General features: G+C 67.2%; 14 protein-coding genes. 3 read left to right on the top strand and 11 right to left on the bottom strand.

The genetic code is table 11. The features are described 5' to 3' along the window. Positions 1-77 precede the first annotated feature (77 nt). A complete protein-coding gene (locus BST17_RS07775) occupies positions 78-1,904 on the bottom strand; it encodes a dienelactone hydrolase family protein (protein WP_083056819.1) in 1,827 nt (608 codons plus the stop codon). 165 nt (positions 1,905-2,069) lie between these two features. Between BST17_RS07775 and BST17_RS07780 the strand changes: the two genes are divergently transcribed. Beyond that, positions 2,070-2,879 carry a DUF6498-containing protein gene (locus tag BST17_RS07780; protein ID WP_083056821.1) on the top strand — a complete coding sequence of 270 codons (810 nt, stop codon included), beginning with the start codon at positions 2,070-2,072 and terminating at the stop codon, positions 2,877-2,879. Between the two features lie 171 nt (positions 2,880-3,050). Here BST17_RS07780 and BST17_RS07785 read toward each other — a convergent pair whose 3' ends face one another. The 6 genes from BST17_RS07785 to BST17_RS07810 all read right to left on the bottom strand — a co-directional run bounded on the left by BST17_RS07785 (position 3,051) and on the right by BST17_RS07810 (position 9,745). Next, positions 3,051-4,376, bottom strand: coding sequence for an HNH endonuclease signature motif containing protein (locus BST17_RS07785; RefSeq protein ID WP_083056823.1), 1,326 nt, complete (start codon positions 4,374-4,376; stop codon positions 3,051-3,053). Positions 4,377-4,718: 342 nt separating this feature from the next. Then, positions 4,719-5,033 (bottom strand): DUF3349 domain-containing protein, encoded by a 315-nt coding sequence (locus tag BST17_RS07790; RefSeq protein ID WP_083056825.1) that lies wholly within the window; start codon positions 5,031-5,033, stop codon positions 4,719-4,721. Continuing rightward, a complete protein-coding gene (locus tag BST17_RS07795; RefSeq protein WP_083056827.1) occupies positions 5,033-6,019 on the bottom strand; it encodes an FAD binding domain-containing protein in 987 nt (328 codons plus the stop codon). Before BST17_RS07795 ends, BST17_RS07790 begins: the two co-directional genes overlap by 1 nt. Next, entirely contained in the window at positions 6,016-6,525 is a 510-nt protein-coding gene (locus tag BST17_RS07800) for a (2Fe-2S)-binding protein (RefSeq protein ID WP_083056829.1), read from the bottom strand. The genes BST17_RS07795 and BST17_RS07800 overlap by 4 nt, the downstream gene beginning before the upstream one ends. Beyond that, on the bottom strand, positions 6,522-8,702 hold the full coding sequence (locus tag BST17_RS07805) for a xanthine dehydrogenase family protein molybdopterin-binding subunit (protein WP_083056832.1): 2,181 nt from the start codon (positions 8,700-8,702) through the stop codon (positions 6,522-6,524). Before BST17_RS07805 ends, BST17_RS07800 begins: the two co-directional genes overlap by 4 nt. Then, the gene (locus BST17_RS07810; RefSeq protein ID WP_083056833.1) at positions 8,699-9,745 is read right to left on the bottom strand and encodes a cupin domain-containing protein; all 1,047 of its coding nucleotides are present in this window, start codon (positions 9,743-9,745) and stop codon (positions 8,699-8,701) included. Before BST17_RS07810 ends, BST17_RS07805 begins: the two co-directional genes overlap by 4 nt. A 179-nt stretch (positions 9,746-9,924) precedes the next feature. Between BST17_RS07810 and BST17_RS07815 the strand changes: the two genes are divergently transcribed. Then, positions 9,925-10,578, top strand: coding sequence for a response regulator (locus BST17_RS07815; protein WP_083056834.1), 654 nt, complete (start codon positions 9,925-9,927; stop codon positions 10,576-10,578). Here the strand turns inward: BST17_RS07815 and BST17_RS07820 are convergent. After that, positions 10,575-10,922: a response regulator gene (locus tag BST17_RS07820; RefSeq protein ID WP_083056835.1), complete on the bottom strand. Its 348-nt coding sequence runs from the start codon at positions 10,920-10,922 to the stop codon at positions 10,575-10,577. The genes BST17_RS07815 and BST17_RS07820 overlap by 4 nt on opposite strands. 102 nt (positions 10,923-11,024) lie before the next feature. Between BST17_RS07820 and BST17_RS07825 the strand changes: the two genes are divergently transcribed. Continuing rightward, the gene (locus BST17_RS07825; protein WP_234807577.1) at positions 11,025-12,530 is read left to right on the top strand and encodes a GAF domain-containing sensor histidine kinase; all 1,506 of its coding nucleotides are present in this window, start codon (positions 11,025-11,027) and stop codon (positions 12,528-12,530) included. Here BST17_RS07825 and BST17_RS29220 read toward each other — a convergent pair. The 3 genes from BST17_RS29220 to BST17_RS07845 all read right to left on the bottom strand — a co-directional run bounded on the left by BST17_RS29220 (position 12,520) and on the right by BST17_RS07845 (position 14,833). Then, positions 12,520-12,693, bottom strand: coding sequence for a hypothetical protein (locus BST17_RS29220; protein WP_165762233.1), 174 nt, complete (start codon positions 12,691-12,693; stop codon positions 12,520-12,522). The two genes, BST17_RS07825 and BST17_RS29220, sit on opposite strands and share 11 nt — an antisense overlap. 308 nt (positions 12,694-13,001) lie before the next feature. Continuing rightward, positions 13,002-13,964: a class 1b ribonucleoside-diphosphate reductase subunit beta gene (gene nrdF / locus BST17_RS07840; RefSeq protein WP_083057112.1), complete on the bottom strand. Its 963-nt coding sequence runs from the start codon at positions 13,962-13,964 to the stop codon at positions 13,002-13,004. Positions 13,965-14,083: 119 nt separating this feature from the next. Beyond that, positions 14,084-14,833: a TetR/AcrR family transcriptional regulator gene (locus BST17_RS07845; protein ID WP_083057114.1), complete on the bottom strand. Its 750-nt coding sequence runs from the start codon at positions 14,831-14,833 to the stop codon at positions 14,084-14,086. Positions 14,834-14,918 lie beyond the last annotated feature (85 nt).

Below are 14,918 nucleotides of genomic sequence, written 5' to 3' on the forward strand. Positions count from 1 at the left end.
CCCCGACCGGGAGATTCCGCCGAGTCGCTCGGCGGCCCGTCACCGCGGCATTACTCGTTCAATCCGGCGGGTCGAAATCAGATGTCCAACATCAGATTTCGGCCCGCCGGCTGGCGTGGTGACACGGTGGCCGTCACCGGGGCCGGCTGGAACTCGGCAGACCGCACCGCCACAGCGGTGCCGATCACCTGACCCCGTGTCGGCCCGGCCGGGGTCTGCAATTCCAGGGTCTGGCCCGGATCGCCATAGATGCCGGCGCAGTCCACACCGCCGCAGCGCCCGGTGAGCGGGTCGATGCGGCCGTCCAGAATGTCGTTGACCCAGCCGCCGATGAGAACCTGCGCCGCCGCCTGATTCTGCGCTGTCGGGAAGCCCTGGTACAGGTGCGAGATGAACTGGATCAGCCAGGTACCGCCGTCCATCGAATCCAGGTGCTTGCCGTTCTCCAGGACGATGCCGTTGAACTTCCCCGGCCGATGCTCGTTCAGGGCCGCATCCACCCGGCGGACGTCTTTGGGGGCGCCGAGTTCCAGCACCGGGACGTAGGTGCCGATCCCGTCCAGTTTGACCAGAGCATCCGACAGCACGCTGCCTTGCGGCGCCGCATCCAACAACACCACCCCGGCCAGCTTGCCGGCTCCGCCGCCGGCCGCGATCGCATCGGCGTAGTAGCCCGCGGCGCCCGCCACCAGATTGCCGCCGAGCGAGTGCCCGACCAGAGCGAAGCGGTCCGGCAGTGAAACCCCGGCACCGTAACGCTGGGCATAGCCGGCGGCAATTGCACTGGCGGTCAACGCCTCCCGCTCCCCGAGGAACAGTGCGGATGTGGCGCGCAGCGCCTGGTCGCTGCCCAGCCAGAATCCGTCCTGAACGTTGCGGTTCGAGGTCAGCGTCGGCACCACGACGATGCTGTTGGTGCGTTCGGCCAGGTTGGCGGCCGTGTAGCTGTACATGGCGCCGACACCGAGAAATCCATGCTGCAGGTAGATGATCCGCTGCGGCGGTTCGTCACCGTCGGGGTAATACCAGTGGGCGGGCACGGTGTGCTTGTCGTCGATCTTCAGCGTCGAGGTTTTCACCGTGACCGTGCTGCCACGGGGCACGACCGGTGGACCGGCGATGAACGTGACGGCCACCCCGACGAAATCGAAGATGAACGACGCGATGATGTCCTGCAGGGACCGCTGCGGTGCCGCGGCCGCCGAACTGACCGTCGCCGTGGTGATCGCCGCCGCCATGGACGTTGCCGCCGGGACCACGTTCGGCGCCCGAACCGCGGCCGCGGTGGCGTGGTCGTCACCGTCGGACACCGCCTCGACCGGTGCCTCGATGACCGGAAGCTCGACCTGCCCGTCCCCGGTGGCCGGAACGTTGTCCACGTCCGGATCGATGCTCGGCGGCGCCGAAGACCCGACAGCGTCGTTGTACGACTCTGAGGCGTCGGACGTGCTCTTCTCCTCGAGGTCTGTGTCGTCTCCAGCCTTCTCGATGTCTACGTCGTCCTCGAAGTGCGCGCCGTCTCCGGTCTTCTCGTGGTCCACGTCGTCCTGCGCGTCCGCGTCGGCTTGGTCGTTTTCGGGGTCCGCGTCGTCTCGGGCGTCCGCGTCGTCCCGAGTGCCGAGGCCGGAATCACCGTCGGTGTCGTCACCGTCGGTGTCGTCACCGTCGGCGGCGCCGGTGTCTGTGCCTGTGTCTGCGTCGGATGCCTTCTCGGACGCGTCGCCGGCCGAGGTATCCCGCGAACTACCCGGGCGCGTCCGATCGTCCCCGGAAGCACTCGCTGATGAGTCGGCCGAGGCGTCGGTCCCGGCGTCTGCGCTCGCGACATCCGCCCCGACGATCATCGCGGCAGACACCCCCGCCGCGACCACACCAGCACCCATCCACGCCGAAATGTGCGACACACTGCCTCCAGGAATGACTTGTTTGACAACCGTCAAGCTAGCGCTTTTTGACACGTGTGTAGATACTTCGCCGAAACTTCCCGCCGAGGCCGATCAGGTTCTCCCCACCGATTCCTACCGTCTCCGAGCCGCCCATTCCGGTTTGTACGTGCGACGATCTTCGGCGTGGTCCGTGTCGTACACCTGGTCTCATTGCTGGGCGTGATCGCGGTGCCGGTGTTCGGGTGGTTCACCCAGGACTGGTCCGGTGCGACCACGCTGGCGGTGTACTGGTTCGAGACGGTGGCCGCCGTACTGTTCATCCTCGCCCGGATCGCGCTGCACCAGCGCTGGTCCCCCAAACGCGGGCACTTCGACTACAACGCTCCCGGCAACGAGAGCGGACGCTATCGCTACACGGTCAACGGGCGGCGGCGCAGTGGTAAACCGCTGTCGACCTATATGTCGAGCTTCGCCGTCATCAGCCTGAGCTTCTCTGCGGTGCATGGCGTCTTCCTCGGCACCGTCCTGTTCCTACTGAACCACAACGGTGTCGGGCACCTGGTGCAGGTGGATTGGCGCAGCGTCGGTTTCGGCTGCCTGTGCGTGTTCGCGTTCATGACGGTCGACTTCCTCGTGGACCTGAGCCAATTGCGTCGCTGGCCGTTCCGGCAACTCGAGGAGATCGGCAGCCAGGTGCTCGGTCGCGTGATGGTCGTGCACATGACGTTGTTGATCGGATTCATCGCCATCGCCATCACCGATGCCCCGGACGCCTTTTTCGGGGTGTTTGTCGTCCTCAAGACCATGGCGCAGTTGAGTTCCGCACTGCCGCAATGGAAGCCCGCGCGGCCGCCCGCGTGGCTGAGCAACGCACTCAATCGCGTCCCGAACGTGCATCCAGGCAAGACGTTCGAGGACTTCTGGGCCGACGAACAGACCGAGGAACGGCAGCGCATCGAGGCCAACGAGCGCCCCTGGGAACCGCGCCGCTGACGCGCTTGGACGCCGCCGCTCTTTGAGTTCACTGGCGATCAGTATTGGTCACGCGGGCGAGCCCGGAACCGCTTCACTGTGTAGTTGTCAAGGTGCTGCGTTGAGATCTGCGTGCAGGTTCGGCCTCAATGATGTTGCCGCCAAGGCTATTCAGCTGGGCTGTCCGGCTGACTAAGCGGCGGCCGGTAGGTCGGTCATGGTGCGGCGATTGTGTGAGCGCAGATGCTCGGGCTCGGGCTCGCCCGGCGTCTGCGGTGCGATGAACCAGGGATAACGGTCGCGGCCGAGGTACACCGTCCACCCGCCATGGTGGATCAGGGAGTGGTGTAGCCGGCACAACAGCACCCCGTTGTCCAGACTCGTTGTCCCGCCGTGGCTCCAGGGTTGGATGTGGTGGGCGTCGCACCAGGACACCGGCCGGCCACACCCTGGGTGCGCGCAGCCCCCGTCGCGCACGCCCAGTGCTTTGCGGATCGCGGGCGTGAACAGCCGCTCGGCGCGCCCGACATCGAGTGGCACCCCGGTGTAGTCGACGATCACCTTGGTCAATGTCGAGTCGCACGCGATCAGATCGGCGGTCGCCGCGCTGACCGGGCCACCGAACCCGAGGCGGTCCACCGCCTCCTCACCACCCACCGTCGCGCGGGCCGGTCGGATCAGCGTGACGTGCGGTAGCACCCCACCGGACATGGGACGTGTCGAGTGCGACAGATAGGTCCGCAGGATCTGCGCGACCGCATCCCCCCGACGCTTGTCGATCGGCCGCGGATCCGGCGACCCGTCCGGGAGCGGGACCGGCAGGCACAACGGATCCAACGCCGCACACAGCCCTTCCCCGGTCCCGACGTCGAGGTTGAGGGTGGCCTCGTACCGGCCCTCCTCGCCCAGGACCAGGGTCATCGTGTTGAGGTCGGCGTCCTCGGCGACCGGTATTACCCGCTCCTCCGGCGGGAGGGCTGCGGTGCGGTCGATGGCGATCGCCCGCGCCTTCTTACCCACCTCGGCCGGGGTGGTCTGGATCATCAGTTTGGTCACCACAGCGGCCCGATCATCCTCGGACAGTTCGGTTCTGGCATTGATATGGGTGACGCCCTTGCCGACGGCGTCGGCGACCTCGATCCCGACCCCGCCCAGGCGTTGCGCGGTGGTCAACGCCGGCAGCAGATGCGCCGCCCGGCCCACCCGCACCGCCCGCACCGCCGCACCCGGGGCCATCCCCAGCAGGGTCAGCAGATCGGTGCCCGTCTTCAGGTGCCGCCTGGCCGGGATCCCGGCCCGCTCCGCAGCCGCGACCGCCGAGGCGATGACATGGTCGGCCAGGTTGCGTACGGTCACCGCCCCGGCCAACACCGCCAACAGCGGTTCCTCGTCCACGATTCGACGCGGACACTTCAACAGATGAAACAGCCTCCGATCAGCGTCATCGTCCGGCACCTCAGCCGGGGCGAGGTCATCGATCAGCGCATCGACAAAGGCGTTGAAATGGGTGGCGTCCATGATGGATACCGGCTTTCACACTCGGTGCCCGAGGGCACTATGAGGCAACACATGCCTGGTCCCTCAAAACCAGGGCAACCTCGCCGCGACCGGGACCACGGTCTGGCGCTCACCGGGTGAAGATTGGGAGCGATGTTGCATTCGAACTTGTGTTCTATCGCACACGTGTTCGAACGGACGGGCAAGCAATTTTCACACCATTGGCGTGCGCTTCCGCGGCCACATCAGTGCCAAAGAAGCCGAAGGACGACAGCCGGCCACAGCCTCGCCCCCGGCGCACGAGGCGCACGCGAGGCGCACGCGAGGTGCACGAGACGCACGAGGCCTACGAGGCGCCGAAAACTAGCGCAGGTCCGCCAGCGGCCAGCCGGCGGCGGCCAGCCGCGCCGCGACCCGGGCGGTGTTCTCCGGGCCGGGATCGTGATTCGTCATCTCGGCGATGAAGTGCTCGATGTCATCGCGGGTGATCGGGGCGCCGTTGTCGGCGGGCGCGGACGCCTCGGCGATGTTGCGGACCACCTCTTTGATCTCGTCTTCGCTCAACGGCGAGCTGCGTAGCAGTGCCAGCAGCGGCACCCGGTCCGGGCCGGGAACTCCGTCGGGATAACCGGCCCGCAGCCAGTTCAACACCGACGTCATCAGCGATGTGACGCTCATCAGTCGAGTCTATCGGCGGCCCGCCGCAAAGCCCGCACCACGCTGTTGCGCGCCAGATCGATCTTGAATCCGTTCTGCGCCAGCGGGACTGCACCGTCGAGGAGTTCCTCGGCGAGCGACGCGAACGCCTCGTCGGTCGGGGCGGCACCGACCAGCCGCTGCTCGGCCGCCGGCACGCGCCAGGGCATGGCGGCCACACCGCCCAAAGCGACTGCGACACCGCCGATATGGCCGTCGACCAGGCTCACTCCGGCGGCCACCGACACCAGCGCGAACGCATAGCTGTGTCGGTCGCGCACCTTCAGATACCAGCTGTGCCGGGCGTAGGGTGACGCAGCCAGTTCGACACCGGTGATCAGTTCACCCTCGCGCACCACATTGTCGCGTTCTGGATGGTCGCCGGGCAGCACGAAGAAGTCGGCGACGGCGACCTCCCGGCGTCCGGTGGGCCCCAGCAGGTGGACCCGGGCATCCAATGCCGCGAGGGCGACCGCCATGTCCGAGGGATGAACGGCAACGCACCCGGCGCCGGCCCCGAAGAGGGCGTGTTCGCGGTTGAAGCCGTCGCGGGCCGCGCAACCGCTGCCAGGGACGCGCTTGTTGCAGTGCGCGAACGAGGGATCCATGAAGTACGGGCAGCGGGTGCGTTGCATCAGATTGCCCCCGACCGTGGCCATGTTGCGGATCTGAGTGGTAGCCCCCGACAGAATGGCCTGCGACAGCATCGGATACCGGCGGCGGATCAACGGGTCGTTGGCCACTGCGCTGTTGGTGGCGCCGGAACCGATCAGCACACCGCCCGTCGGTGTTTCGCCGATGGCGCGCAGATCGAGGCGGCCGATGTCGACCAAGGCGGACGGCGACTCGACACCCATTTTCATCAGATCCAGGAGGTTCGTGCCGCCGGCATACAGGCGCGCCCCCGACGCCGCCTGCTGCACCGCGTCCTCGACCGACGTGGCGTGTCGGAACGCAAAGGTCCTCATCGCGCGGCATCCTTTATGGCGGCGAGCATGTTCGCATACGCACCACACCGGCAGATGTTGCCCGCCATCCGCTCACGGATCTCGTTGTCGGACAACTCCTGCGGACCGTCGGCGACATCGCGGCGGCATCCCTCGAAGGTGGCTGCGGAGAGGTCGCCGCGCGCATGTTCGCGCAGCAGCGCCCGCGCCGAGGTGATCTGGCCGGGCGTGCAGTAGCCGCACTGAAACCCGTCATGGGCAACGAATGCCCGCTGTACGCAGTCCAACTCATCGCCGCCCTCGATGGTGCCGACCTCGGCCCCGTCGATAGAGACGGCCAGGGTGAGGCAACTGAGCACCCGCTCACCGTCGACCGTCACCGTGCAGGCTCCGCACAGGCCGTGATCGCACCCTTTCTTGGTTCCGGTCATGCCCAGCCGCTCCCGCAACAGATCCAGCAGCGTGGTGCGTACGTCGACGCACAGCTGCCGGGGAACTCCGTTGACGGTCAACTGCAGTTCGTTCATGGCCGGCTCCTCAGCAGCGATTCGATGGTGATCGGCAGGTCGCGTAGTCGCTTACCGGTGGCGTGGAAGATCGCGTTCGCGATCGCCGCGGGCACTCCACACGCGCCGATTTCCCCGATGCCGCGCACCCCGACCGGATCCAGGCCGTAGTCCGGGGCGTCGACGAAACTGATGTCGAAGTCCGGGATGTCGGCGTGGGTGGGCACGTAGTACTCGCCGATCAGCTGGCCGGTGCGTGGGTCGCAGGGCACCTGCTCCAGCAGCGCCATCCCGAGTCCGAAGATGATGCCGCCCATGACCTGGTTGGTCGCCAGCTTCGGGTTCAGCACCCGCCCGCAGTCCATCACCGCCGTCCACCGGGTCACCGTGGCCCGGCCGATCTCCTCGTCGACCTCGACCTCGCAGAAGTGCGCGCCGAAGGACTGGGACAGCGGACCCTCTTCGGCGGGACCGTCGCTGGTCACCGTGAAAGACAGGGCGGCAAGCAGATCCGGTGCGGCACGCAGGATGCTGCCCAGTTCGGCGGCCGAACCGACCGGACGTCCGATCAGTCGGCGCCACCGCCGCGCCGCGAGGTCGACCGCCGAGCCCACCGTCGCGGTGGTCTGCGATGCCCCACTGTACGGAGCGTCGGGAAACAGCGAATCCCCGGATTCGAAGCTCACCGCGTCCAGCGGAAGTCCGGTTCCGTCCGCGGCGATCTGCGTCATGACGGTGCGCACCCCGGTGCCGATCTCATGGGTCGCGGCGGCGAACCGCACGTGCCCGTCGGCGGTGGTGGTGACCCGGCACCCGGCGGGCATCCGGCGTCCCGGATAGCTGGCGGTCGCCATCCCCCATCCCACCTGGACACCGTTGCGGCGCAGCGCTCGTGGCTCGGCGGGCCGCGCCGACCAGCCAAACCGCTCGGCACCGGACAGGTAGCACTCCCGTAGATGCTTGCCCGACCACGGCCGCCCGCTCGGCTGATCGGTATCCGGATCGTTGGCCAGCCGCAGTGCCAGGGGGTCGAGGCCGGTGGCGTAGGACAATTCGTCCATGCTCACTTCGAGGGCGAACAGCCCGGGCGCCTCCCCTGGCCCGCGCATGAAACACGGTGTCGGCGCGTTGATCCGGGCCACCGTATGCGACACCGCCATACGCGGTGACCGGTAAAGGAACCGCGCTGACAGGCCCACCGGTTCGCAGAAGTGCGCCACCGTGGATGTCTCGGTGACGGTGTGCTGTTCGGTGCTGAGCACGGACCCGTCGGTGCCGGCCACCAGGGCGAGCTGCTGCTCGGTCCGCGGCCGGTGACCGGTCGAGGTGAACATCTGGGCGCGGGTCAACACCAGCTTCACGGGTCGGCCCACCGCCCTGGCGGCGACGGCGCACAACACCACGTGCATCCACAGGAAGCTCTTGGATCCGAAGGCGCCGCCGACAAGCGGTGACAGGATGCGCACCTGCGTTTCGGCGATGCCCAGGTACGCCGCCAGCGCGCGGCGCTCCCCGGTGATCCAGCGGGTGCTGTCGTGCACGGTCAGTACATCGCCCTCCCATTCGGCGACGGTGGCCGCCAGTTCGATCGGATAGTGGGTGTTGACCGGTGTGGTGAACCGGGCGGCGACCTTGACGCCCGCGGGTTCGTGCGGGTCGCCGCGGTGCTCCTGCAACTTCTCGTCGGTGAGTTTGACGAAGTGATCGGGGCGATAGCTGCCGTGCCGGATCTGCCCGTCCTTCGCATCGGCCGGCACCGGCTCCGTCAACACCTGATCGGCGGTCAACTGGGCAGGGGCGACAATGTATTCGACGTCCATCAGGGCGGCTGCGGCCGTAGCCTCCTCCAGGGTCTCGGCCACCACCAGCGCCAGATGCTGGCCCACATGCTGCACCGTCAGGTCCGACAGCGGAGGCCGGCGCTCCAGCGGCAGGTCCCAGGTCAGGTCGGCCGGGAGCATATGCAGCTCGGGGCAGTTCAGCGGGGTCAGTACGTGCAGCACACCGGGGGCCGCGGCGACGAGTTCTGCCGCCGCGGCCAGCGATTCCGGTGTCACGGCACCGTGGGCGACAGCTGTCTGCACCATCACGGCATGCACCAGTCCGGGCAGCTGGGTGTCCGCCGCATAGCGCGCGGCACCGGTGACCTTCTGCTGGGCCTCGACCCGGTCGACAGGCCGCCCGATCTGTGCGCTCACGCGTCGACGGGATTGCTGCGCGGCACGATCAGGGGGTCGGTGGTGGTCAGCGGGAAGTGCGGCAGGTCGTCGAGATGGGTGCCGAACGCCGCTGCCAGAACGGACCGCGAGTACGCGCTGACCGAGGCCTTGTAGCCGATATCGGCCGGGAAAGGCTGATCGAAGAAGATCAGGAAGTGCCACGGGTCGGTGCCGGTGTTCTCGATGTGGTGCGGGTAGGCCCGCGGAATGAAGTACAGGTCGCCGGTCGTGAGGTCCCAGGTGTCCAGCGTGCCATCGGGATTCATGATCGTCATCCTGGCATCGCCGTGCTGCACATAACCCATTTCGGCGGTAACCGGGTGCCAGTGCGGCTCGCGCATCCCGTCCTCGGTGACGCGCAGCGAGTACATCGACATGTCCTTCAGTGCCGGCCAGAACTGATCACGGGCGAACCGGGCGTTGCCGTAGGCGTAGGTGAGGCCGGGTGGCTGACCCTCGACGTCGAACTTGTGCGGGTCTTTGAAGTACGCACTCGCCGGGATCTCGGGATCCCCTGCCACGGCGGCCAGTTTTCGGTCCCGGGTGTCGCGGCGGATGGTGCCCAGATCCGCCGCCGGCAGGTCATAGGTGTTGCCGAGCACCGCGTCGCTGAAGGCTCCCATGGTGGCGCCGAATCCGAAGTCCTCGGGCCGTTCGCTGCGGAAGGCGATGATGAACTCCGCGGTGTCGGTACCGATGTTCTCGATGTGATGCAATGCGCCCGAGTCGATGTGGAACATCTGCCCGGCCGTGACGACGAAGCTCGCGAATCGGCTGCCGTTGTCCAGCACGGAGACCAGAGCGGTGCCGGCCACGCAATAGGTCAGTTCGTTGGCGTTGGCGTGCCAGTGCGGGGTGCGCATGGCGCCGGGGTGCAGGACCAGTCGTTTGATGGACAGGCCCTGCAGGATCGGGAAGTTGTCCGCGGTGACACGGTGGATCGAACCCAACTCGCTGCTCTCGACGTCATCGCTGTCGAGCAGGGAGATGCGGTGTGCGCTACGAGCCGGTGCTGTGGTCATGGCTGTCAGCTTGGACCTCACCGCGGCGGAATTCGACGCTGCTGACCACCATCGGTGGCACCGAATTCCCCGACCGCGCCCTTCCGGTTAGCCCCCATCTTCGATCGACCGGGCGGCGTCGGCGCGACGTGGGTGCGACAATGTCGCGGCGCCGAAACGGTCGGCCACGGAAGGACGGCATGAGCACATTGCGGGTGGTCATCGCCGACGACGATGTGCTGCTGCGCGAGGGGCTGGCCAGCCTGTTGCAGCGGGAGGGCTTCGACGTCGCGGGGCAGGCAGGGGACGCCACCGAACTGCTGGCACTGGTGGACGATCAGCAGCCCCAACTCGTCCTGGTCGACATCCGGATGCCGCCCGACCACAACGCCGAGGGGCTGGAAGCGGCCCGCAAGATCCGGGAACGCTCCCCCGACACCGCGATTCTGGTCCTCTCGGCCCATGTCGACGTCGACCACGCGATGGAACTGTTGGCCGGCGGCCGCAGCATCGGCTACCTGCTCAAGAGCCGGGTCACCGATGTCTCCGATTTCGTCGACACCCTGCGCCGCATCGCCAACGGCGCCTCGGTGGTGGATCCGGCGCTGGTGGCCGAATTGGTGTCGGCGCGGCGACGTGACGACCCGCTGGCCGCGTTGAGCACCCGCGAACGTGAGGTGCTCACCCTGATGGCCGAAGGTCTTTCCAATGCCGGCATCGGACGGCGATTGTGGGTCACCGAGGGCACCGTCGAGAAGCACGTGCGCAGCATCCTCACCAAATTGGACCTGCCCGAAACCGGTGATGATCACCGCCGGGTACGCGCGGTGATCATGTACCTGGAATCGCGTTAACGGGCCAGCAGCGCCCGGATCCCGTCCGGCGACAGCGTGAGCTTCGGCAGAAACCCCAATGCGGGGCTCGCCACGATCAGGTCGGCGAAATCCTGCTCGTCGTGCGTCGAGGTGAGGATGACCGCGACCCCGGCCAGCTGCTGGGCCACGTCGAACCCGCTGTCGGGGCCGAGATCGACGTCGACCAGCGCGATATCGGGATGCAACTGTGCGGTCAGGCGCACCGCCTCTTCGGCGTCCCCGGCCGTGCCCACCACCTCGAACCCCCCGCGTTCCAGCATGCTGCGCGCGGCAGCACGGAATGCGGCACTGTCATCGACGATCAAGCAGCGTGCGGCATTCATGTCTCCAGCTTGGCAGCCCGCGGCGCCGATGACATTCCCGTTAACGGGAATCTTCGGGCGCCCGACCACCGGTAGCCACCCACACCTCTTACGATCATCGGCGTGAACTGGCAATCCCTGCCGAATCGGGCCCTGGCTCAGGTGGTACGGCCTACCGCGCGCCCGCTGTGGGTGGGCATCATCGTCGCAATCGCGTTCCTGGCCATCGAGATCGGCCTGGTGGCCGCGCTGCGACTCGTCGCACCGGAGAACGCCTTCGGCGCGCTGCTGCTGCTCGGGGTGCTGGTGGTCTCGGCGGGGTGGGACTTCCCGCTCGCCATTGCCACCTCACTGGCCAGTGCCGGTGTCTACGCCTACCTGCATCTGGAGGGCCGTGATTCGCTGGCGCCCGCGTTGGCGGTGTTCCTGACGTTGGCGCTGCTCACCAATGTGCTTGTCGGACAGGCGCGGCTACGGGCCGCCGAGGCCGAGCAGCGCCGCGGGCAGGCCGATGAACTGGCCGGTCAGCAGGCCGCCCTGCGGCGGGTGGCGACGCTGGTGGCGCGGTCGGCCGATCTCGGGGAGGTGTACACCGCCGCGGTGCGCGAACTCGCTCACAGTCTCGCCGTCGATCATGTGACCCTGGTGCGCTTCGAGTCCGAGCAGACCTGCCTGGTGGTCGCGGCGCACGATCTTGCCGGTGTTCCGGGAATCGAGGTGGGCGAACGGTTTCCGCTCACCGGGGACAACATCAGCAGCCGGATCCGGGCCGCCGGTGCACCCGCGCGCATCGATGACTACGCCGGTGCGGCAGGACCGATCGCCGACCGGCTGCAGGAGTTGCAGGTACGCAGCGGGGCGGGCGCCCCTTTGATCGTCGATGGCGTCGTCCGTGGCGCACTGATCGTCGGTTCCCGGGAGCCCGAGGCGATCTCGCCGCATTGTGAAGATCACATCGGGGATTTCGCCGATCTGGTCTCCACTGCGATCGCCAATGCCGAGACCCGGGCCGCGCTGACCGCGTCGCGTGCCCGACTGGTTGCGGCAGCCGACGAGGCCCGGCGCGGCTTCGAACGGGATCTGCACGACGGCGCCCAGCAGCGGATCGTGTCGCTCAGTCTGGAACTGCGGACAGTGGAGGCATCGGCTGAGGAACCGCTGCGGGCCGAACTGTCCCGCGTCGTCGACGGGCTCGCCGAGTTGCACACCGACCTGCAGGAATTGTCGCGCGGTATGCACCCGGCCGTGTTGTCCCGCGGCGGGCTGCGACCGGCGTTGCGGGCACTGGCGCGTCGCTCCGCCGTCCCGGTCGAGCTGGACGTGGCCGTCGATCGTCGGTTGCCGGAGTCGGTGGAGGTGGCCGCCTACTACGTGGTCGCCGAATCACTGACCAACGCGGCCAAATACGCCGATGCGGAAGTAGTCACCGTCCGGGTCGCCGCCGACGACACAACCTTGACGTTGTCGGTCAGCGACGACGGGGTGGGAGGCGCGGTGGCCGGCGCCGGATCAGGGCTGGGCGGGCTGCGCGACCGCGTGGAGGCGCTGTCCGGTCAATTCGGCGTGCTCAGCGCGCCCGGCAAGGGAACCACGGTCACCGCCGCGATCCCGGCGGTGGTCAGCGGCTGAACGGCAGCACGCGGCACTGCACCGGGGCGGCCTTCTCGCGGGCCATCTGCCCCAGGAAGGACGGATGCCGGCGCTGCGCGTCCCGCAGCGCCTTGAGGTTGCGCTGCGCGCGACGCGGGGAAAGCTCGACGACGTTGGATTCGCTGATCGCAGTCACAGCCATGATGTCCTCCTTGCACGGTGTCCGACCGTCACCGTCCACATTCCGCTGCGAACCGATGAAGGACCTCAACGAAACCCGTGAACTTCGTGTGAATGCCCACGTGAGAAGAGCCACAAACGCGATTCCGTGCGCTGGCTCGCCGCGTACTCCTCGGGGCGGTTCTTCTTCATCCACATCCGTACCGGCAGGAACACCAGCCACAGGACGGGGTAGAACGGCCCGTGCGCCGTTACGGAGCCCAGCACCAAGAACAGATACGCCGGGCAGCGACGTTCAGGATTGGCACAGCCTGGGCTGTGGCAACAAGATCAGAAGTCCCAGTCCTCGTCCTCGGTGACCACGGCCTTGCCGATCACATAGGAGGAACCCGAGCCGGAGAAGAAGTCGTGGTTCTCATCGGCGTTCGGGCTGAGCGCGGACAGGATGGCCGGGTTGACGTCGGTCTCGTCCTTGGGGAACAGCGCCTCGTAGCCCAGGTTCATCAGGGCCTTGTTGGCGTTGTAGCGCAGGAACTTCTTGACGTCCTCGGTCAGTCCGACACCGTCGTAGAGATCCTGGGTGTATTCGGTCTCGTTGTCGTAGAGCTCGAAGAGCAGCTCGTAGGTGTAGTCCTTGAGCTCCTGCTTGCGGGCCTCGGTCTCGGCGGCCAGACCCTTTTGGTACTTGTAGCCGATGTAGTAGCCGTGCACGGCCTCGTCGCGGATGATCAGTCGGATCATGTCGGCGGTGTTGGTCAGCTTGGCCCGGGAGGACCAGTACATCGGCAGGTAGAAGCCGGAGTAGAACAGGAAGCTCTCCAGCAGCGTGGAGGCGACCTTGCGCTTGAGCGGGTCGTCACCCTTGTAGAAATCCATCACGATCTGCGCCTTGCGCTGCAGGTTCGGGTTCTCCTCCGACCAGCGGAACGCCTCGTCGATCTCGGCGGTCGAGCACAACGTGGAGAAGATGTTGCTGTAGCTCTTGGCGTGCACCGACTCCATGAACGCGATGTTGGTGTAGACGGCCTCCTCGTGCGGGGTCAGCGCGTCGGGGATCAGGCTGACCGCACCGACGGTGCCCTGGATGGTGTCCAGCAGCGTCAGGCCGGTGAAGACCCGCATCGTGAGCTGCTTCTCGTGATCGTTGAGGGTGCCCCAGGACGGGATGTCGTTGGACACCGGAACCTTCTCCGGCAGCCAGAAGTTGCCGGTCAGCCGCTCCCAGACCTCGGCGTCCTTATCGTCTTGCAGGCGGTTCCAGTTGATGGCCGAGACGCGGTCGATCAGCTTGATTCCATCGGACACCTTGGACCCCAATTCGCTATGTGGTGACTGCTGCCACGACACTACAACTGGTGGGCGACAACGCGGGTCAACACCAGAACTTGTGTCCAGGCGTGTCGCGGATCGGCTCAGCCGACGGCGTGCTCGGAGGGATCCTGACGCCGCACGGCATCGTGGATCGGCTGGTCAGGATCGATCTCCACGCCCAGCAGTTCGGCGGTTCCGTTGACCGCGCCCATCATGATGGTGGTCATGTGCGCGACGAAATCCTCGGCCGGCATGCGGCGGGTGTTGTCCTCGTTGGCGCCGAGCCACCAATCGGTCGCCGAGGCCGCGGTCCCGAACAGGGCGAACGCGGCCAGTTCGAAGACCTCCGGCTTGAGGTTCATGTCCTTGAGCTCACCGCTGACCATCTCCGCGATCGCCAGCGTGATGTCGCGGCCACGGTTCACCGTGGACATCGCCGCCGCCGACTGGTCGGCAAACCTGCCCTGCAGCAGGAACCGGACCACGTTCGGATGCTGGTCCACCAGCTCGACATAGTGCTCGACGGCGCGACCGATCACCTGGCGCGCCGAGTCGGATTCGATGTTGATCGACGGGATGACGGCCGAGTACAGCATGTCCCGCATCCGCTCGCCGATCTGGGCGAACATGTCCGACTTGTCGGTGAAGTGCCGGTAGATCTTGGGTTTCGCGGTGCCGGCCTCTTCGGCGATCTCGCGGACGCTGACGTTGGGGCCGAGTCGGTCGATGGCGCGGAAGGCGGCCTCGACGATCTCGGCGCGGACCTTCTTCCGGTGTTCGCGCCACCGCTCACTGCGCGCGTCAACCTTCACCCCGGGCTGCCCCGGAAGCGGAATGGATGGTCTACGCACCCGACCACTGTACCGGGGGTGGTCGCTGACCTGCTCGGACAGCCCCGGCCCGCGTGCCGACACCCGCACCCCGGGGGTTTGCTCG

The sequence above is a fragment of the Mycolicibacterium bacteremicum genome (genome assembly GCF_002086115.1).
Classification (GTDB): domain Bacteria; phylum Actinomycetota; class Actinomycetes; order Mycobacteriales; family Mycobacteriaceae; genus Mycobacterium; species Mycobacterium bacteremicum.